The 18,447-nt window shown below is 70.4% G+C and carries 18 protein-coding genes and 1 riboswitch; of the genes, 14 read left to right on the top strand and 4 right to left on the bottom strand.

Features of this window, described 5'->3' with window-relative positions:
- Positions 1 to 30 precede the first annotated feature (30 nt).
- Complete coding sequence (locus tag OG223_RS10785) at positions 31 to 1,728, top strand: flavin monoamine oxidase family protein (protein WP_329245796.1); 1,698 nt, start codon at positions 31 to 33, stop codon at positions 1,726 to 1,728.
- A 7-nt stretch (positions 1,729 to 1,735) separates the two neighbouring features.
- Here OG223_RS10785 and OG223_RS10780 read toward each other — a convergent pair whose 3' ends face one another.
- Positions 1,736 to 2,665, bottom strand: a complete 930-nt coding sequence (locus OG223_RS10780) for an LLM class F420-dependent oxidoreductase (protein ID WP_329245793.1) — start codon at positions 2,663 to 2,665, stop codon at positions 1,736 to 1,738.
- Between the two features lie 88 nt (positions 2,666 to 2,753).
- Positions 2,754 to 3,440, bottom strand: coding sequence for a DUF5995 family protein (locus tag OG223_RS10775; RefSeq protein WP_329245790.1), 687 nt, complete (start codon positions 3,438 to 3,440; stop codon positions 2,754 to 2,756).
- Positions 3,441 to 3,580: 140 nt separating this feature from the next.
- Here OG223_RS10775 and OG223_RS10770 point away from each other — a divergent pair, with 140 nt between their 5' ends.
- The 3 genes from OG223_RS10770 to OG223_RS10760 all read left to right on the top strand — a co-directional run bounded on the left by OG223_RS10770 (position 3,581) and on the right by OG223_RS10760 (position 6,649).
- A complete protein-coding gene (locus OG223_RS10770) occupies positions 3,581 to 4,690 on the top strand; it encodes a glycoside hydrolase family 6 protein (RefSeq protein WP_329245788.1) in 1,110 nt (369 codons plus the stop codon).
- A 114-nt stretch (positions 4,691 to 4,804) separates the two neighbouring features.
- A complete protein-coding gene (locus tag OG223_RS10765) occupies positions 4,805 to 6,070 on the top strand; it encodes an alginate lyase family protein (protein ID WP_329245786.1) in 1,266 nt (421 codons plus the stop codon).
- 120 nt (positions 6,071 to 6,190) lie between these two features.
- Positions 6,191 to 6,649: an acyl-CoA thioesterase gene (locus OG223_RS10760; protein ID WP_329245784.1), complete on the top strand. Its 459-nt coding sequence runs from the start codon at positions 6,191 to 6,193 to the stop codon at positions 6,647 to 6,649.
- On the opposite strand, the gene OG223_RS10755 is transcribed toward OG223_RS10760, so the two are convergent.
- The gene (locus OG223_RS10755; protein WP_329245781.1) at positions 6,609 to 7,820 is read right to left on the bottom strand and encodes an MFS transporter; all 1,212 of its coding nucleotides are present in this window, start codon (positions 7,818 to 7,820) and stop codon (positions 6,609 to 6,611) included. The genes OG223_RS10760 and OG223_RS10755 overlap by 41 nt on opposite strands.
- A gap of 153 nt (positions 7,821 to 7,973) precedes the next feature.
- Between OG223_RS10755 and OG223_RS10750 the strand changes: the two genes are divergently transcribed.
- Positions 7,974 to 9,428, top strand: a complete 1,455-nt coding sequence (locus OG223_RS10750; RefSeq protein WP_329245779.1) for an ROK family transcriptional regulator — start codon at positions 7,974 to 7,976, stop codon at positions 9,426 to 9,428.
- A gap of 63 nt (positions 9,429 to 9,491) precedes the next feature.
- Here the strand turns inward: OG223_RS10750 and OG223_RS10745 are convergent, their stop codons facing one another.
- Positions 9,492 to 10,373 carry an RNA polymerase sigma-70 factor gene (locus OG223_RS10745; RefSeq protein ID WP_329245777.1) on the bottom strand — a complete coding sequence of 294 codons (882 nt, stop codon included), beginning with the start codon at positions 10,371 to 10,373 and terminating at the stop codon, positions 9,492 to 9,494.
- Positions 10,374 to 10,633: 260 nt separating this feature from the next.
- Positions 10,634 to 10,767, top strand: a riboswitch (FMN riboswitch).
- Positions 10,768 to 10,916: 149 nt separating this feature from the next.
- Between OG223_RS10745 and OG223_RS10740 the strand changes: the two genes are divergently transcribed.
- From OG223_RS10740 to OG223_RS10700, 9 genes are all read left to right on the top strand, one after another.
- Positions 10,917 to 11,519, top strand: coding sequence for a riboflavin synthase (locus tag OG223_RS10740; RefSeq protein WP_200683822.1), 603 nt, complete (start codon positions 10,917 to 10,919; stop codon positions 11,517 to 11,519).
- Positions 11,516 to 12,160 carry a nicotinamide mononucleotide transporter family protein gene (locus OG223_RS10735; RefSeq protein ID WP_329245770.1) on the top strand — a complete coding sequence of 215 codons (645 nt, stop codon included), beginning with the start codon at positions 11,516 to 11,518 and terminating at the stop codon, positions 12,158 to 12,160. The genes OG223_RS10740 and OG223_RS10735 overlap by 4 nt, the downstream gene beginning before the upstream one ends.
- Complete coding sequence (locus tag OG223_RS10730; RefSeq protein ID WP_329245767.1) at positions 12,157 to 13,500, top strand: bifunctional 3,4-dihydroxy-2-butanone-4-phosphate synthase/GTP cyclohydrolase II; 1,344 nt, start codon at positions 12,157 to 12,159, stop codon at positions 13,498 to 13,500. Before OG223_RS10735 ends, OG223_RS10730 begins: the two co-directional genes overlap by 4 nt.
- 34 nt (positions 13,501 to 13,534) lie before the next feature.
- A complete protein-coding gene (gene ribH, locus OG223_RS10725) occupies positions 13,535 to 14,020 on the top strand; it encodes a 6,7-dimethyl-8-ribityllumazine synthase (protein ID WP_019059681.1) in 486 nt (161 codons plus the stop codon).
- A 34-nt stretch (positions 14,021 to 14,054) separates the two neighbouring features.
- On the top strand, positions 14,055 to 14,327 hold the full coding sequence (locus OG223_RS10720) for a phosphoribosyl-ATP diphosphatase (protein ID WP_018534786.1): 273 nt from the start codon (positions 14,055 to 14,057) through the stop codon (positions 14,325 to 14,327).
- Positions 14,328 to 14,386: 59 nt separating this feature from the next.
- Positions 14,387 to 15,244, top strand: coding sequence for an ATP phosphoribosyltransferase (gene hisG / locus OG223_RS10715; protein WP_329245762.1), 858 nt, complete (start codon positions 14,387 to 14,389; stop codon positions 15,242 to 15,244).
- A gap of 50 nt (positions 15,245 to 15,294) precedes the next feature.
- Positions 15,295 to 15,738, top strand: a complete 444-nt coding sequence (locus tag OG223_RS10710) for a PH domain-containing protein (RefSeq protein ID WP_329245759.1) — start codon at positions 15,295 to 15,297, stop codon at positions 15,736 to 15,738.
- A gap of 175 nt (positions 15,739 to 15,913) precedes the next feature.
- Positions 15,914 to 17,248, top strand: coding sequence for a hemolysin family protein (locus OG223_RS10705; protein ID WP_329245756.1), 1,335 nt, complete (start codon positions 15,914 to 15,916; stop codon positions 17,246 to 17,248).
- Entirely contained in the window at positions 17,245 to 18,315 is a 1,071-nt protein-coding gene (locus OG223_RS10700; protein WP_329245753.1) for a hemolysin family protein, read from the top strand. The genes OG223_RS10705 and OG223_RS10700 overlap by 4 nt, the downstream gene beginning before the upstream one ends.
- Positions 18,316 to 18,447: the final 132 nt, after the last annotated feature.

Here is an 18,447-nt window from a genome sequence, read left to right as displayed (position 1 = left end):
TGTACTTGTTCCGCTAGGAGTCCCTACCCCATGACGTCCACGGTGCCCAACGCCGTCCAGCACGCCGACGAGCGGCAGCCGCCGATCACGATGTTCGGGCCGGACTTCCCGTACGCGTACGACGACTTCCTCGCCCACCCGGCGGGCCTCGGCCAGATACCCGCGACCGAACACGGCACCGAAGTCGCGGTGATCGGCGGCGGGTTGTCCGGCATCGTGGCCGCCTACGAGCTGATGAAGATGGGCCTCAAGCCCGTCGTCTACGAGGCCGACCGGATCGGCGGCCGCCTGCGCACCGTCGGCTTCGACGGCTGCGACCCGTCGCTGACCGCCGAGATGGGCGCGATGCGCTTCCCGCCCTCCTCCACCGCCCTCCAGCACTACATCGACCTGGTCGGACTTGAGACCCGCCCGTTCCCCAACCCCCTTGCGGAGGCGACCCCTTCGACGGTCGTCGATCTCAAGGGCGAGTCGCACTACGCGACCACCGTCGACGACCTCCCGCAGGTCTACCGCGATGTGATGCACGCCTGGAACGCCTGCCTCGAAGAGGGCGCCGACTTCTCCGACATGAACCGCGCCATGCGCGAACGCGACGTCCCGCGCATCCGCGCGATCTGGTCGAAGCTCGTCGAGAAACTCGACAACCAGACCTTCTACGGCTTCCTCTGCGACTCCGAGTCCTTCAAGTCCTTCCGCCACCGCGAGATCTTCGGCCAGGTCGGCTTCGGAACGGGCGGCTGGGACACCGACTTCCCGAACTCGATCCTCGAGATCCTGCGCGTCGTCTACACCGAGGCCGACGACCACCACCGCGGCATCGTCGGCGGCTCCCAGCAACTCCCGCTCCGCCTCTGGGACCGCGAGCCGCAGAAGATCGTCCACTGGCCCTACGGCACCTCGCTGGCATCCCTGCACGTGAACGGCGAACCCCGCCCCGCCGTGACCCGGCTGCACCGCACGGCCGGCAACGGGATCACGGTGACGGACGCGGCCGGCGACATCCGCACCTACCGGGCGGCGATCTTCACCGCCCAGTCCTGGATGCTGCTCTCCAAGATCGCCTGCGACGACTCGCTCTTCCCGATCGACCACTGGACGGCGATCGAGCGCACCCACTACATGGAGTCCAGCAAGCTCTTCGTGCCCGTCGACCGGCCGTTCTGGCTGGACAAGGACGAGGAGACCGGCCGGGACGTCATGTCGATGACCCTCACCGACCGTATGACGCGCGGGACTTACCTCCTCGACGACGGCCCGGACAAGCCCGCCGTCATCTGTCTCTCGTACACCTGGTGCGACGACAGCCTCAAGTGGCTGCCGCTGTCCGCGAACGAGCGGATGGAGGTCATGCTGAAGTCGCTCGGCGAGATCTATCCGAAGGTCGACATCAGGAAGCACGTCATCGGCAACCCGGTGACCGTCTCCTGGGAGAACGAGCCGTACTTCATGGGCGCGTTCAAGGCCAACCTGCCCGGCCACTACCGCTACCAGCGGCGCCTGTTCACCCACTTCATGCAGGACCGGCTGCCCGCGGACAAGCGGGGCGTGTTCCTCGCGGGCGACGACATCTCCTGGACGGCCGGCTGGGCCGAGGGCGCCGTCCAGACCGCGCTGAACGCGGTCTGGGGCGTCATGCACCAGCTCGGCGGCACGACCGACCCGACCAACCCCGGTCCCGGGGACGTCTACGACACGATCGAGCCGGTCGAACTGCCGGAGGACTGACGGGAGTTCAGACCCCGGCCGCGCGGGCCGCCGTGTACAGCTCGGCGGCGAGGTCCTTGAGTTCCTCGGCATCCCGCGGGCCGCCGCCGAACTCGAAGAAGTACTCGTCGAGACCGACCTCGACATGCGCCACGAGATCGGTCACGATCTGGTCGAAGTTGCCGTGGAACGGCGGGCGTTCCGCGCCCTCGTACGCCTTGGGCGTGTACCGCAGGTTGATCCGGGCCACCGACTGGATGGGCTCGGTGCGGCCCCGCTCGGCGGCCAGTTCGCGCAACGCCCGCCACTCGGCGGCGAGTTGCTCGACACCCATGGCCACCGGCTGCCAGCCGTCGGCGTGGTCGACGAGACGGGTCCGCGCCTTCTTGCTCATCGCGGGCAGCAGCACGGGGATCGGCCGGGCGGGCTTCGGGCCGACCACCGACGAGTTGACGGTGCTCAGCCCGCCCTCGTACACCACCGGATCCGGGCCCCACACCGCACGGCACACGGCGAGAACCTCGTCCAGGGACTTGCCCCGGTCCTCGAACGGGGCGATCCCCGCCGCCGCGTACTCGTCGAGCGACCAGCCGGTGCCGAGCCCGGCCACCACCCGGCCGCCGCTCGCCGCGTCCAACGTGCCGAGCGTCCGGGCCAGTTGGAACGGTCCGTGCAGGGGAGCCACCAGGACACTGGTGCCGAGCCGGGCCCGCCGGGTGGCCGACACGGCCAGCGCCAGCGTCACCAGGGGCTCGGCGACCGAGCGGTACTCGTCGGGCCACGGGACGCCCTCCATGCCGTAGAGCCCCTGCGTCGCGGGCTCCGGGAAGAGGGCGCGTTCGAACACCCACAGGCTTTCGTAGCCGATCTCCTCGGCCGCGCGGGCCACGTCCGGGACGTCCTTGCCGATGTCGTACTGCCGTGTCTGGGGAAGAGTGAGACCCAACTTGGTGGCCATGCTCATACTCCTTCGCATCAGGCATTTCAGCCGTCAACGTAACCCTCGGGGCGCCCCACGGCGGGCCCTGTCTCCCGGTATGGCTGGATCAGTCCGGCAGCGGCGTGAGCATCATGCGGCCCGCGAGTCCGACCGCCGCGTCCAGTCGCTCGGTGAACTCCGCGGCCACATCGGGCAGTCCGCGCAGCGCCCACAGGGCCCGCGCCGCCGTCCAGGTGGCCTCCCGGGCGCGCTCCAGACTCCACGAGCCGAGCAGATGCGTGAGCGGATCGGCGATCTGGAACAGGTCGGGCCCCGGCATCAGCTCCTCGCGGACGCGCTCCTCCAGCGAGACCAGCAGATCGCCCACGCGGTCGAACTCGTCCTCCAGCTCGGCGGGTTCGCAGTCGAGCGTACGACAGGCGTCCACGACGGCGAGCGCGAGATCGTGGCCGATGTGCGCGTTGATGCCCGACAAAGCGAACTGCAGTGGTCGTACGCCCGGATGGCGGCGGAGCTGGAACAGCGGGCGCCAACAGGCGGGCGGGCGGCGCCCGTCGGCGGCCGTGTCCACGGCCGCCAGGTACCGCTCCGCGAACCGTACGTCCAGCGTGATCGCGGCCCGCGCGTCGGCGAACCGCCCGGCGTCGACGCTCCGGTCGACCGCCTCCGTGACGGCGAGGTAGACGCGGTTGAACACCGCGACCCCGTCCCGCGCGGGCAGTTCCTCGTCGAGCGCGCGCAGCCGGGAGACGACCTTGTCCACGGGTGTGGTGAAGTGTGCCAATTGCCCCATGGGGGCAGCGTCCCAGTCCTAGGCTGGCCGAGGTGGTGCCGGGCCCGACACTTCCCCAGAACGGGGGAACGGGCGCGGCGCGAGGGGGCAGGGTGTCGGGTTCGCGGGGCCGACGGCGGAGTGGGATCACCCGGCGGGGCGTGCTGATCGTGGCCGCGTCGGTCGTGGTCGCGGTCGGCACGGTGACCGGGATGATCAGAGCACTGGACGACGGGCACGGCACGGACCGGGCCCGGCCCGACGCGAGCGGCGCGACACTGCTGGTGCCACTGCCCGACGTGCCCTCGGCGTCGAACTCCCCGTCCGCGAAGGCGAGTTCGTCCCCCCGCCCGAAGAAGACCCCGACGACCGGCACCGCGCGGAAGCCGCGAGGGACCGCCACCGTCTCCCCCCGCCTCTACCGCCACCCGGAGTCCCAGGTCCTCGACTGGGTCCGCGCCCACCCCGACGACCCCCGCACGGAGGTCATCGAGTCCCGGATCGCCGACCGGCCGGAGGCGGTGTGGTTCGCGGACTTCACGCCGTCGACGATCACCTCCCGGGTGCGCGCGGTCACTTCGGGGGCCGCCGCGCAGGGCAGGGTCCCGGTCGTCGTGCCGTACGCGATCCCGGAACGGGACTGCGGCGGGGCCTCCGAGGGCGGGGCGGCGGACTTCGACGCGTACGACGGCTGGATCGACGGCTTCGCGGCGGGACTGGGCTCCAGGGAGGTGGTCGTGATCCTGGAACCGGATTCCATAGCCCAGGCCGACTGCCTCTCCGAGAGCCAACGCGCCGACCGCTTCGAGGCGTTGGCCCGCGCGGGCCGCGTCCTGAAGGCCGCCGACCCGAAGGCCCGCGTGTACTACGACGCGGGCCACTCCGACTGGAACCCGGCCGCCCAACAGGCGTCCCTCCTCAAGCAGGCGGGTGCGGCCTCCGCCGCCTCCTCCGACGGGATCTTCAGCAACGTCTCCAATTTCCACGCCGATTCGGCCGAGATCGCCTACGACCGCCAGGTCCTCGACGCCCTCGGCGGCCCCGCGGGCCTCGGCGCCGTCATCGACACCAGCCGTAACGGCAACGGCGCCCCGGCCGACGGCCAGTGGTGCGACCCGGCGGGCCGGAAGATCGGCCGGGCGCCGACCCTGGACACCGGGGAGGCGCGGATCGACGGCTATCTGTGGGTCAAGTTGCCGGGGGAGTCGGACGGTTGCAGGGGCGCGGCCGGCACGTTCACGGCGTCGTACGCCTACGAATTGGCTCGCTGAACGACATCTCCGTATGTGAATCCGGTCCGGACCATTGTCACGGCCGCTGCCTGGTCTTACGCTCACACGGTTCCATTCATGAACGTTGTTCATATACATGATTGGAGTTGGTGGATGAGTGCCAGACCCCGCCTCGGCGTCCTTCTCGCGGCCGTGGCCACCCTGACCGCCGTGTTCGTCCCCTCGGCCGCCGCGCGCTCGGCGCCCGCCGTCCCGAAGACCGCCGTCCTCGACGGCACCCGCCTCCAGCAGACCAAGCTCCGTCTGGACCGCGGTGACCCCCAACTCCACCGAGCCCTGCGGAACTTGACGGCCCGCGCCGACAACTGGCTGAACCAGGGCCCCTGGACGGTCGTGGACAAGCCAAAACCGGCGCCCGGCGGCGATGTTCACGACTATCTGAGCCAGGCCCCGTACTGGTGGCCCACGACCACCCCGACCGCCGACAACCCCTGGGGCTGCCCGTATGTCCAGCGCGACGGCCGGCGCAACCCCGAGGTCGACACCGGAACCGACCGCCAGGAGGTGGAGAAGGTCTTCGACTCGACGTACGACCTCGCGCTCGCCTGGTACTACAGCGGCGACGGGTGCTACGCGCGGAAGGCCGACCAGGTCCTGCGCACCTGGTTCCTCGACCCGGCCACGAGGATGAACCCCAACCTGAACCACGCCCAGTTCATCCCCTGCAAGTACGACGGCCGCGCCATCGGCATCATCGACTTCTCCCAGTCGTACACCAGCGTCGTCGACGCCATCGCGATCCTCAACGCCGGCGCCCCCGGCTGGACGAAGACCGACGGCACGGCGATGGCCCGCTGGAACTCCGACTTCCTCGGCTGGCTGAAGAACAGCGCCTTCGGCAGGGAGGAGGGCGCCGCCGCCAACAACCACGGCACCTTCTACGACATGGAGTTGGCCGCCCTCGCCTACGCGACCGGCGACACGGCGCTGGCGAAGCGGACCGTGCTGGACGCCCGCGCCAAGCGCATCGACCCACAGATCGCGGGCGACGGCAGCCAGCCGCAGGAGCTTGCGCGGACCCGGAGTTGGCACTACTCGACCTTCGACCTGGTCGCGTACACCCGGCTCGCCGCCATCGGCCGGCATGTCGGCGTGAACCTGTGGACCTATCAAGGCCCGGACGGGCAGGGCCTGTTGCAGGCGGTGGACTATCTGCTGCCCGCCGCGACCGGTGCCGCCGCGTGGGCGCATCCGGAGCTGGAGTTCTACCGGTACGCGGCGAGCGACATCGTCCACGCGGCGGCCGACGCGGGCGACGCGCGCGCGAAGGCCGCCGTACCGAAGCTGGAGGCGCCGCCCGGCGGTGACCTCTGGGCGCTGCGGCCGGCGGCCGAGCAGTTGGACTCGATCACCGGTTGACCCCCCGTACAGGCCTGCTTGAGCAGGGCCTTCCCGACAGGGGCTCCTGAGCGGTCGCTTAGAATGGAGCGGTCCCCACAGCCTCCACCGCCCCACTCAGCACCGCTCGGGAGCCCCGCCGTGACCGTCGCATCCCCGCCCGCCACCGCCCTGTCCCACGGCCGGCTCATACCGGTCACCGTCCACTTCGACGATCTCGACGCGCTCGGCATGCTGCACAACGCCCGCTACCCGCTCCTGGTGGAACGGGCCTGGACCGAGCTGTGGCAGGAGCACGGGGTCCGCTTCGACGGCGACTGGGCGAGCGCCGGTGACGCCTGCAACGTGGTGAAGGAACTGCTGATCAGCTACGAGGCGCCGGTCACCAGACCGGGTGCGTACGCGGTCCACCTCTGGCTGGACCGGCTCGGCACCACGGGCCTGACGTACGGCTTCCGCTTCTGCTCGGCGGAGGGGGCGACGACGTTCGCCACCGGCACCCGAGTCCTCGTCCGGCTGGACGCGGAGACGCTGCGCCCCGCGTCCTGGAGCGACGGGTTCAGGGCCGTGGGCCGGACACTGCTGCGCTCGGCGGACTGACCTTCGGACGGTCCCGGTCCCCGGCACGCAGCACGCCCGCGAAGATCACCAGCCCGCCCGCCAACGCTGTGACCAGGCAGAACGACACGACCAGGCTCGTCGCCTGCGCCACCCCGCCGATCAGGCTCGGCGCGACCAGCCCCGAGGTGTAGGTGATCGTCGCCACGCCCGCGATGGCCTGGCTCGGGTTGGGGCCGCTGCGGCCCGCCGCCGCGAAGCACAGCGGGACGACCACGGCGATGCCCAGACCGAGCAGCGCGAAGCCGGCCATCGTCAGCGCGGGGTTCTCCGCGAGGACGATCAGCAGCCCGCCGAACACGGACAGCACCCCGCCCGCACGGACCGTACGCACCGAACCGAAGCGGTTGACGACCCCGTCGCCCACCATCCGGGCCACCGCCATCGTCAGCATGAAGCCGGTGGTCGAGGCCGCCGCGAGCCCGGCCGAGGTGCCCAACTGGTCCTTCAGGAACACCGCCGACCAGTCCAGGCTCGCCCCCTCCGCGAATACCGCGCAGAAGCCCACCGCGCCGATGAGCAGCGCGGACTTCGGCGGCAGCGTGAACCGCGGCGGCGCCTCCTCCGCCACGCCCGGGGGAACGTCGAGCACCCAGTGGCAGGCGGTCACGCCGAGCACGGTGAGGATCACGGCCGCGATGACGTGGTGCACGCGCGCGTCCGAGCCGAGGTGTGCGGCAAGCGTGCCGCCCGCCGAACCGATCAGGGCGCCCGCGCTCCACATGCCGTGCAGCCCCGACATGATCGACTTGTCGAGCAGTTGCTCGATCTCGACGCCGAGCGCGTTCATGGCGACGTCGGCCATGCCCGCGCTCGCGCCGTACGTGAACATCGCCAGGCACAGGGTGATCAGGTTCGGCGCGAGGGACGGCAGGACCAGGGACATCGTCCACATGGCGATCAGTCCGCGCAGGGCCGTACGGCTGCCGAAGCGGTGGGTGATCCAGCCGGCCAGCGGCATCGAGCAGGAGGCGCCGAACGCCCCGAAAGCGAGGGCGAATCCGAGCCAGCCGGCGGCGACGTGCGCATGGTCCTGGATCCACGGCACGCGAGTCGCGAACGAGCCGGTGACCGCGCCGTGCACGGCGAAGACGGCCGCCACGGCGTACCGGGCGCGCTTCACCTCGTGTCGGTCGTAGACCACTTCGCCCATTGTCCGGCCCCTCCCGCTGTTCCCCGCTGTTCAAGTCCCCGCTCGCGTGGTCCCGTCCCCGCTTGCGTCGCGTAAACTATCAGGAACCCTGCCTGATAGATAGAGAGTTACCGGTCGCCCGTCACACCCCCTCGATCTGGGAGGATTCCCGGCATGCCCGCATCCCCGAGCACCGCCCGGGCCATCAACGACCGGCTCGCCCTGCGGCTGCTGCAGCAGGAAGGCCCGCTGACGGCAGGGCAGTTGAAGCAGCGCACCGGACTGTCCCGGCCGACCGTCGCCGACCTCGTCGAACGCCTCACGGCCTCCGGGCTGATCGAGATGGTCGGTGAGTCCGGGGAGCAACGGCGCGGCCCGAACGCCCGGTTGTACGGCATCGTCGCCGACCGCGCGTATCTCGCCGCGCTGGACGTCCGCACGGAGGGCGTCTCCGTGCTCGTCTCCGACCTGGTGGGCCGGGTGCTGGCCGAGGCGTCCGTGCCGATCGACGGCGACTCGGGCACGGGGCCTGCGGTCGAACAGGCCGTCGCGCTCGTGGAACGCGCCGCGAAGGAGGCCGGCGCGGAGCACCTCCACACCGTTGCCATCGGTGCCCCCGGCCTCATCGACCCGACCACCGGCGAACTCCGCAACACCACCGGCCTGCCCGCCTGGCACCGCCGCCTGGTCGCCGCTCTCCACGAACGCCTCCCCGACGCCCGCATCGTCGTGGAGAACGAGACCAACCTCGCCGCCCTCGCCGAACAACGCGACGGCGCGGCCCACGACCGCGACACGTTCGTCCTGCTCTGGCTGGGCATGGGCATCGGCGCGGCGGTGGTCCTGGACGGGGCGGTGCGCCGGGGTGCGTCGGGGGGCGCGGGCGAGATCGGCTTCCTTCCGGTACCGGGGACGCGGGGGTTGCCTTCGGCGATGGACTGCGAGGGGGGCTTTCACTCGCTGGCGGGGGCGGGGGCGGTGCTTGAACTGGCCCGGGACTGTGGGGTGTTGGGGGGAGAGGGTGCCGCTGCGGGGGAGTGGGGTGGTGCGGCGGAGGTTGTTCGGTGGGCGGTTGCGGGGGTGCGTACGGGAGGCGTGGATGACGGTGGCGATGCCGGTACCGTCGGGGATGCCTCTGCTGGTGCCGGGGTCAGTGGCGGTAGCGACGCGGATGCTGTCGTCAAGGCGGATGCCGATGCCGCTGCCTGCGCGGAGCCCGGCGGGTGCCGGGCCGAGCGGGCCGGGCGAGCAGGGGATGCATTGGCTGGAGGGATCGGAGTGGACGGGGCAACGGGCGACACCGGAACCGGCAGGCCCGATCCCGCGCCCACCGACGCCCGATTCACCCCCGACAACGCCTCCGCAGCCCGCTTCCTGGACACCCTCGCCGACCGTCTCGCCCTCGGTGTCGCCTCCGTCGTCGCGCTGCTGGACCCCGGCTGCGTGGTGCTCGGCGGCGAGGTCGGGCAGGCCGGCGGTGACGAACTCGCCGTACGGGTCGCCGAGCGGATCGTCCGTATGTCCCCCCTGCCCGCAGAGGTGCGCCCGAGCGCTCTCGGCGGCGCGGCCGTCCTGCGCGGGGCACTCCTGACCGCACAGGACGGCGCGCAGAACGACCTGTTCGGCTAGCCGACGGATCACCCGGCGAGGCCATCAACTCCCGCGCACCGTCCGCTTCTTGGCGGGCTCCGCCTAACCCGTCGCCAACTGCCCCCGAACAAACCCCAGCTTCTCCGGGTTCACCACAATCCGAACCTCCCCGATCAACCCGCCCCGCACCTCGAACGACAGCACACCGACCAGCTCGTCCCCGGCCCAAGCCGTCAGCCCGCTCGTGCCGTTGATCTCGGCGGGGGTGAACTCCAGCCCCGTCGTCCACCGCTCACCGATGCCTGCCAGCAGCCGTACGACCTTCTCGCGGCCCTCGATCGGGCGGGGGGACGCGTTGGCCCTGCCGCCGCCGTCGGCCGACCAGGTCGCGTCGGCGGCGAGGATCTTCTCCAGGGTGGTCAGGTCGCCCTCGCGGGCCGCGGTGATGAACGACGCGACGAGCTCCTCCCGGTGTTCGGGCCGGGCGTCGAAGCGGGAGCCCGATTCGCCCACCCGTTGGACCGCTCGCCGGTACAACTGGCGGGAGTTGGCCTCGGTGAGGTCCAGGACGCCGGCGATCTCGCGGTGGCCGTAGGCGAACGCCTCCCGAAGCACGTACACCGCGCGCTCGGCCGGGGTGAGGCGCTCCAGCAGGACCAGCATCGCCATGGAGACGGCGTCCCGCTGCTCGGCCGACTCGAAGGGGCCGAGGGTGCCGTCCGCGGTGATCACGGGCTCCGGCAGCCAGGTGCCGACGTACCGCTCGCGGCGGACCCTGGCCGAGGTGAGCCGGGTGAGGGCGAGGTTGGTGACGACCTTCGCCAGCCAGGCCTTGGGATGCTCGATCCCGGTCCGCTCGGCCGCGTCGAACCGCAGATACGCGTCCTGGACCGTGTCCTCCGCCTCGGCGGCGGAGCCGAGCAGGCGATAGGCGAGGCCGAACAGTCGCGGCCGATGCGCCTCGAACTCGTCGGCGATCGTCATGCGCCCAGCCTGTCAGAGGCCGGGCCGCGGACCGTCGTGGGGCCGCGCGCTGAGTGGCCCGGCGGTGGGCAAGGGCCGTCGTCACCACCGCCGGACCGGTCCAGGGGTGTCCCCTCCGGAGATCCAAAAAAGGACTAGACCATATGATCCAGCAGGTAGGGGCCGCTTGAGAAGTCCAGCGACACTGTCTGTGAGCCAGCCCACACCCTTCACCTGGATGGACCCTTGCCGGGCGTGGCACACTGGCCGTGTACCAGAAGCAGCGCACTCCGGGGTCGGTGAAAGTCCGAACCGGCGGTTACAGTCCGCGACCCGTCCGTGTTGTTCAGCGGCCGGTTGACCAGGTGGAATTCCTGGACCGACGGTTAAAGTCCGGATGGGAGGCAGTGCGCGGCGGGCGGGCATTCGTGCGCGCCGCCGTATCGGCTCGTCCTGCGTGGGCGGGTTCTGTCCGGCGTCGCTCAAGGTGCTTCCGTTCGCTTCATTCTGTCGTCTTCGACAGGCCCCGGAGTCCGTGCCCTATGAGGCAGGAGGACCCGGGAAGTGTTCACCGGAATCGTCGAAGAGCTGGGTGAGGTCACCGCCGTCGAGAGTCTCGACGACGCCTCCCGCTTTCGTCTGCGCGGCCCGATCGTCACCGAGGGCGCGAAGCACGGCGACTCCATCGCCGTGAACGGCGTCTGTCTCACCGTCGTCGAGCACGAGGGTGACGAGTTCACCGCCGACGTCATGGCCGAGACCCTGAACCGCTCCAGCCTCGGCGTCCTCGCCGTAGGCTCCCGGGTCAACCTCGAACGCCCGATGGCCCTCGGCGCCCGCCTCGGCGGTCACATCGTGCAGGGCCATGTCGACGGCACCGGCGCGGTGTTGGAGCGCAAGCCGTCCGAGAACTGGGAGCTCGTGAAGATCTCGCTCCCCGCCGACCTCACGCGCTACGTGGTCGAGAAGGGCTCCATCACCGTCGACGGCATCAGCCTCACCGTCGTCGACGCGGGCCCGGACTACTTCACGGTCAGCCTCATCCCCACCACCCTCGACCTGACCACCCTCGGCCTCAAGCAGCCCGGCGACCCGGTCAACCTCGAGGTCGACGTCATCGCCAAGTACGTCGAGCGGCTCATGGGCTCACGCGAGGTGACCCCGTGAACTGGCTCAACTCCGAGGCCTTCGTCCTGTTCGGCCAGCACATCAAGTGGTCGGACATGATCGGCAACGTCGTCGGCCTGATCGCTCTGGCCTTCGGCTGGCGGCGGTCCATCTGGAGCTGGCCCACCCAGTTCGTCTCCGGCGTGATCCTCTTCGCCGCCTTCGCGACCGCCCACCTCTCCGGCAGCGCCGGCAAGCAGATCGTCGTCATGGTCGTCGCGGTCTACGGCTGGTGGCAGTGGAACCGCGGCAGGGGCGGCTCCGCCGACGGCCACATCACCCCCCGCTTCGCCACCTGGCGCGAGCGCGCGATCCTGGCCGGCTCCGGCGCCGTGGGAACGGTCGCGGTCGCCGCCCTCTTCAAGGCCTACCCGTCCCTGTCCTGGGACCCGTGGCCCGACGCCTACATCTTCGTCGGCACGATCGTCGCCATGTACGCCCAGGCCCGCGGCATGGTCGAGTTCTGGTTCGCCTGGCTCCTCGTCGACCTGGTCGGCGTCCCCCTGAACTTCGCCAACGGCTTCGCGTTCTCCGGCTTCGTCTACGTCATCTACGGCGCACTCGTCCTGTGGGGCATGCGCGACTGGTGGCTGCGCTCCCGCAAGGCCCCGCAGCCCGTCCTGGAAGGAGCGCCGGCATGACAGCCCGCCCGTCACCCACCACCGCCCTAAACGAGACGCTTCGCGTCACCCCTTCTATCCCGCCGATCCTGTACAGCACCGATGGTTTCGAGGACTTCTCCCTCGACCCGGTCGAGCAGGCCATCGCGGACATCGCGGCCGGCCGCCCGGTCGTGGTCGTCGACGACGAGGACCGCGAGAACGAGGGCGACCTCGTCATCGCCGCCGAGAAGGCCACCCCCGAGATCATCGCCTTCATGATGAGCGAGTGCCGCGGCCTCATCTGCGCCCCGATGGAGGGCGACGAGCTGGACCGGCTCCGGCTCCCGCAGATGGTCGAGGACAACACCGAGTCCATGAAAACCGCGTTCACAGTCTCCGTGGACGCCTCCGCCGTTCACGGTGTGACCACCGGTATCTCGGCCTCCGACCGGGCGACCACGCTTCAGGTCCTCGCGAGCGGCAACGCCCAGCCCGACGACCTGGTCCGCCCCGGCCACATCTTCCCGCTCCGCGCCCGCTCCGGCGGCGTGCTGGTCCGCAACGGCCACACCGAGGCCGCCGTCGACCTCGCCCGCCTCGCGGGCCTGCGCCCGGCCGGCGCGATCGTCGAGATCGCGGGCGAGGACGGCCGTATGCTCCGCCTCCCCGAACTGATCCCCTTCGCCCGCAAGCACGGCCTGACGATCATCTCCATCGAGGACCTGATCGCCTACCGGCAGACCGCCGAACCCACCGTCCGCCGCGAGGCCGAGGTCCAACTCCCCACCCGCCACGGCAAGTTCACCGCCTACGGCTACCGCTCCACCGTCGACGGCGTCGAGCACGTCGCCCTCGTCCACGGCGAGATCGGCGCCGGCGAGGACGTCCTGGTCCGCGTCCACTCCGAATGCCTCACCGGCGACGTCTTCCACTCCCTGCGCTGCGACTGCGGCCCCCAGTTGGAGGCCTCCCTGGAACGCATCCAGGAGGAGGGCAGGGGAGTGGTGGTCTACCTGCGCGGCCACGAGGGGCGCGGCATCGGCCTGCTCTCCAAGCTCCGGGCGTACGAACTCCAGGAGCGCGGCCGGGACACCCTCGACGCCAACCTCGAACTCGGCCTGCCCGCCGACGCCCGGGACTACGGCGCCGGCGCGCAGATCCTGGAGGACCTCGGCGTCCACAGCTTGCGCCTGATGACCAACAACCCCGACAAGACCGACGCACTCGTCCGGCACGGCCTCAAGGTCACCGGCCGGGAGCCGATGCCCGTACAGGCGGGCGAGCACAACCTCCGCTACCTGCGCACCAAGCGGGACCGCATGGGCCACGACCTGCCCTGGCTGGACACGGCCCCCGTGTCCACCTGCGGCAACCAGTAATCGAGCGATCGCACTCCTGAGGAGACAAGAGAACGTGAGCGGCAAGGGCGCACCCGAACTGTCCGTACGCAACGTCGGAGACCTGCGGGTCGCCGTCATCGCGGCACAGTGGCACGAAAAGGTGATGGACGGTCTGGTGGACGGCGCCCTGCGCGCCCTGCACGACCTGGGGATCGACGAGCCGACCCTGCTCCGGGTCCCCGGCAGTTGGGAACTCCCGGTCGTGGCAAAGGTGCTGGCGGGCCGGGGCTACGACGCGATCGTCGCCCTCGGTGTCGTCATCCGGGGCGGCACCCCGCACTTCGAGTACGTGTGCCAGGGCGTCGTCCAGGGCCTCACTCAAGTCTCGGTCGAGACCGGCGTCCCCGTCGGCATGGGCGTCCTGACCTGCGACACCGAGGAACAGGCCCTCGACCGGGCGGGCCTGGAGGGCTCGAACGAGGACAAGGGACACGAGGCGGTGACGGCGGCCGTGGCGACGGCGGCCACCCTCCGCTCAGTATCTGAACCGTGGCGTTAAGCCCAGGATTGTTTGCCATAGGGTGGGGAGCATCATGTCCAATAAGACGTTCGAGGAGCTCTTCACCGAGCTCCAGCAGAAGGCCGCCACCGGCGACCCCGCCACTTCCCGCACCGCAGAACTGGTCGGCAAAGGCGTCCATGCCATCGGCAAGAAGGTCGTGGAAGAGGCCGCCGAAGTCTGGATGGCCGCCGAGTACGAGGGCAAGGAAGCGGCCGCCGAGGAGATCTCTCAACTCCTCTACCACGTCCAGGTGATGATGGTCGCCCGCGGAATCTCGCTGGACGACGTCTACGCCCACCTGTAAAACCCTTTCAGCACCGTTTGCGACAGATCACCCCTTTTCACGCGAAGGAAGCCGACCTCATGCTGCGCATCGCCGTCCCCAACAAGGGTTCCCTGTCAGGACCTGCGGCGGACATGCTGCATGAGGCCGGCTACCAGCAGCGGCGGGAGTCCAAGGAACTGCGGATCGTCGACCCGGTCAACGAGGTCGAGTTCTTCTACCTCCGCCCCCGCGACATCGCGATCTACGTCTCCTCCGGCCGCCTCGACATCGGCATCACCGGCCGCGACCTGCTCATCGACTCCGCGGCCTCCGCCGAGGAGATCCTCCCGCTGGGCTTCGCCCGCTCCACGTTCCGCTTCGCCTCCAAGCCCGGCGCGGCGAGCAGCATGGCGGACCTCAAGGGCAAGACGGTCGCCACCTCGTACGAGGGCATCGTCGCCGGCCACCTCGCCGACAACGGCATCGACGCCTCCGTGGTCCACCTGGACGGCGCCGTGGAAACGGCCATCGAACTGGGCGTCGCCGAGGTCATCGCGGACGTCGTCGAGACCGGCACCAGCCTGCGCAACGCGGGCCTCGAGGTCTTCGGCGACCCCATCATGAAGTCCGAGGCCGTCGTCATCCGCCGCAGGGGCGCCGAGGCCGACGACACCGCGGAGCCCAAGGTCCAGCAGTTCCTGCGCCGCCTCCAGGGCGTCCTGGTCGCCCGGACCTACGTGATGATGGACTACGACTGCCGGGTCGAGCAGCTGGAGAAGGCCGTCGCGCTCACCCCCGGCCTGGAGTCCCCGACCGTCTCCCCGCTGCACAACGAGGGCTGGGTCGCCGTCCGCGCGATGGTCCCCGCCAAGGAAGCGCAGCGGATCATGGACGACCTGTACGACATCGGCGCCCGGGCCATCCTGACGACGGCCATCCACGCCTGCCGGCTCTGAGAAACACGCCGAGCAACACACCGAGAAACACGTCGAGGACCACGCCGACCATGTCCGAACTCCCCGCTCTGCCGGTCACGTTCCGGCCGGGCCGCACCCGTGCCGTGCTGCTCACCGCGGGCGTCGCGATCTTCGTCGTCATCACGACCGTCGCGCTGCTCCTGGAGCAGCTCGGCCCGGGGGAGAAGCTCAGCTTCGTCTTCACCGGTGCCCTCCTCTTCGCCGTGCTGGCCCTGCTCGCGCGCGTGAAGGTCGTCGCCGACGAGACCGGTGTCACCGTCGTGAACATCGCCAGCAGGCGCCATCTGGAGTGGGCCGAGATCCTCCAGGTGAACCTTCGCCCCGGCGACCCCTGGGTGTTTCTCAACCTCAACGACGGCACCAGCCTGCCCGTGCTCGGCATCCAGCCCGGCATCGCCAAGGAGCGGGCCATCGCCGACGCACGCACTCTGCGGGCGCTCACCGAGGCCCACTCGACAAGGGATCTGCCGTAGATGGCCATGTCTTGATTAATCTGTTGTCGGTGGCGTTTTTCCTCACGCCTCCGCCACCGGTGTTCCCCCCTGTCTTCCGAGGCCCCCTGCGACCCGAGGAGTGACTCCCTCCAGCGATGGACGGATCGTCCTGTAGTACCTGCGCCGCCCCCTCCCGACATATCGAGGCGGCGGCATGACCATCCCCTTGTTGCTCCTCGGAGCGGCGATCCTGCTGATTCTCGCCAACGGCTTCTTCGTGGCCGCCGAGTTCGGGCTCGTCACCGTGGAGCGTCCCGAGGCCGAGAAGGCCGCCGCCGAGGGTGACCGACGGGCCGCCACGGTCGTCGAGTCGCTCAAGGAGCTGTCCTTCCAGCTCTCCGGCACCCAGCTCGGCATCACCATCACCTCCCTGGTCGTCGGCATGCTCGCCGAACCGGCCCTGGCGGAACTGCTGCACGGCCCGTTCAGCGCGATCGGCATCCCCGAGGGTGCCGTCTCCGGCGTCGCCGTGGTCGTCGGCATGCTGCTCGCCTCCGCCGTGCAGATGGTGATCGGCGAGCTCGTGCCCAAGAACTGGGCGGTGTCGCGGCCCTTGCAGGTCGCACGCTTCGTCGCCGCGCCGCAGCACGCCTTCGCGAAGCTGTTCCGCCCGGTGATCTCCGCCCTGAACACCGTCGCCAACCGGCTCGTCCGCGCCCTCGGCGTCGAGCCCACCGAGGAGCTGGCCTCCGCCCGCACCCCCGGTGAACTCGTCTCCCTGGCCCGGCACTCGGCGCAGGCCGGCACGCTGGAGCAGGACACCGCCGACCTCTTCGTACGGACGCTGTCGCTGGGCGAGCTGACCGCACAGCACGTCATGACCCCGCGCGTGAAGGTCAGCGCCCTCCAGTCGTCGGCGACCGCCGAGGACGTGGTCAACCTGACCCGCGCCACCGGTCTGTCCCGCTTCCCCGTCTACCGCGAGAAGATCGACGAGATCGTCGGCATGGTCCACCTCAAGGACGCCCTGGCCGTGCCCGCGCACGACCGGCTGCGCACCCCCGTCACCAGCATCGCCAAGTCCCCGCTGCTGGTCCCCGAGACCCTGCCCGTCCAGCCCCTCCTCGCCCGACTGCGCAGCGAGCAGCCGATCGCCGTCGTCGTCGACGAGTACGGCGGTACGGCCGGTGTGGTCACCCTGGAGGACATCGTCGAGGAACTCGTCGGCGAGGTCCGCGACGAGCACGACGGCCAGGACGTACCCGAACTCGCCGCAGCGCCACCGGAGGACGGCAAGCCGGCCTGGGACGCGGACGGCAGTTGCCGCGTCGACATCCTCCAGCGCATAGGCCTCGACGTGCCCGAGGGACCGTACGAGACCGTCGCCGGACTGGTCGCCGACCTCCTCGGCCGCATCCCCGCCCCCGGTGACAAGGCCGAACTCCCCGGCTGGCGGCTCTCGGTGCGCCAGGTCGGCCACTACCGCGCCGAGCGAGTCCGCCTGGTCCGCACGGCTCCCGCCGTCAACGCCGTGGAGGCGGCCCGATGACCGTCCTCCAACTCCTCTTCGCCGTCCTGCTGGTGCTCGCCAACGGCTTCTTCGTCGGCGCCGAGTTCGCCCTCGTCTCCGTCCGCCGCAGCCAGATCGAACCCCTCGGCACGGCCCGCGCACGCCAGGTCCTCTACGGCCTCGAGCGGCTCCCGCAGATGATGGCCGCGGCCCAATTCGGCATCACCGTCTGCTCGTTGACCCTGGGCGCGGTGGCCGAGCCGACGGTCGCGCATGTGCTGGAGCCGGTCTTCGAGTGGATGCACGTGCCCGAGGGCATGATCCACCCCCTCGGCTACGTCCTCGCGCTCGCCGCGGTCGTCTTCTTCCACCTGGTCATCGGCGAGATGGTCCCGAAGAACCTCGCGATGGCCGCGCCGGAGAAGGCCGCGATGTGGCTCAGCCCCGGCCTGGTCGCCTTCGCCCGGGTCTGCAAGCCGATCACCGTGGCTCTCGGCGCCGTGGCCCAGGGCATCCTGCGGCTCTTCCACGTCGAGCCCAAGGACGAGGTCGAGGCCGTCTTCACCAGCGAACAGCTCAACCGCCTGGTGGAGGACTCCGGTCAGGCCGGTCTCCTCGGCCCCGAGGAACAGGAACGCCTGGAGGACGCCCTGGAGTTGGGCTCCCGCCCGGTCACCGACGTCCTCCTGCGCCGCGAGAACCTGGTCACGGTCAGCCCCTCGGTCACCCCGGGCGAGATCGTCGCCCTCACCGCCCGCACCGGCTACTCCCGCTTCCCGATCGCGGCGGAGACCGGTGCCTTCATGGGCTATCTCCACGTCAAGGACGTACTCGACCTCGAGGAGTCCGAGCGGGCGGTCCCGCAACAGATCTGGCGCCCCATGACGACCCTCCGCGCCGAACTCCCCCTGGACGACGCCCTCACGGTCATGCGCCGCGCCGCGACCCACCTGGCCCAGGTCGCGGACGCATCCGGCAAGGTGCTCGGTCTGGTGGCTTTGGAGGACGTCCTGGAGCTGCTGGTGGGCGAGGTAACGGACCCGGCCCACCGAGAGGTACCGGCACAGCCGAGAACAGCAGAACTGAAGGAAACGGTCCCGAGCTGACGGTACTTGATCGACGCAGTCCCCCGTGCCCACCCAAGGGGCGCGGGGCTGTGTCTATGTGCGGCTCCGCCGCGGGGCGCGACCAGCCACAACGCACCCGCAGCCGCGAATCAACAGATCCCCCCGACCCAG

Source organism: Streptomyces sp. NBC_01478 (genome assembly GCF_036227225.1).
Lineage (GTDB): Bacteria > Actinomycetota > Actinomycetes > Streptomycetales > Streptomycetaceae > Streptomyces.
Note: the sequence above shows the minus strand (reverse complement) of the source record. Positions and strands in the feature narration are given on the sequence as shown.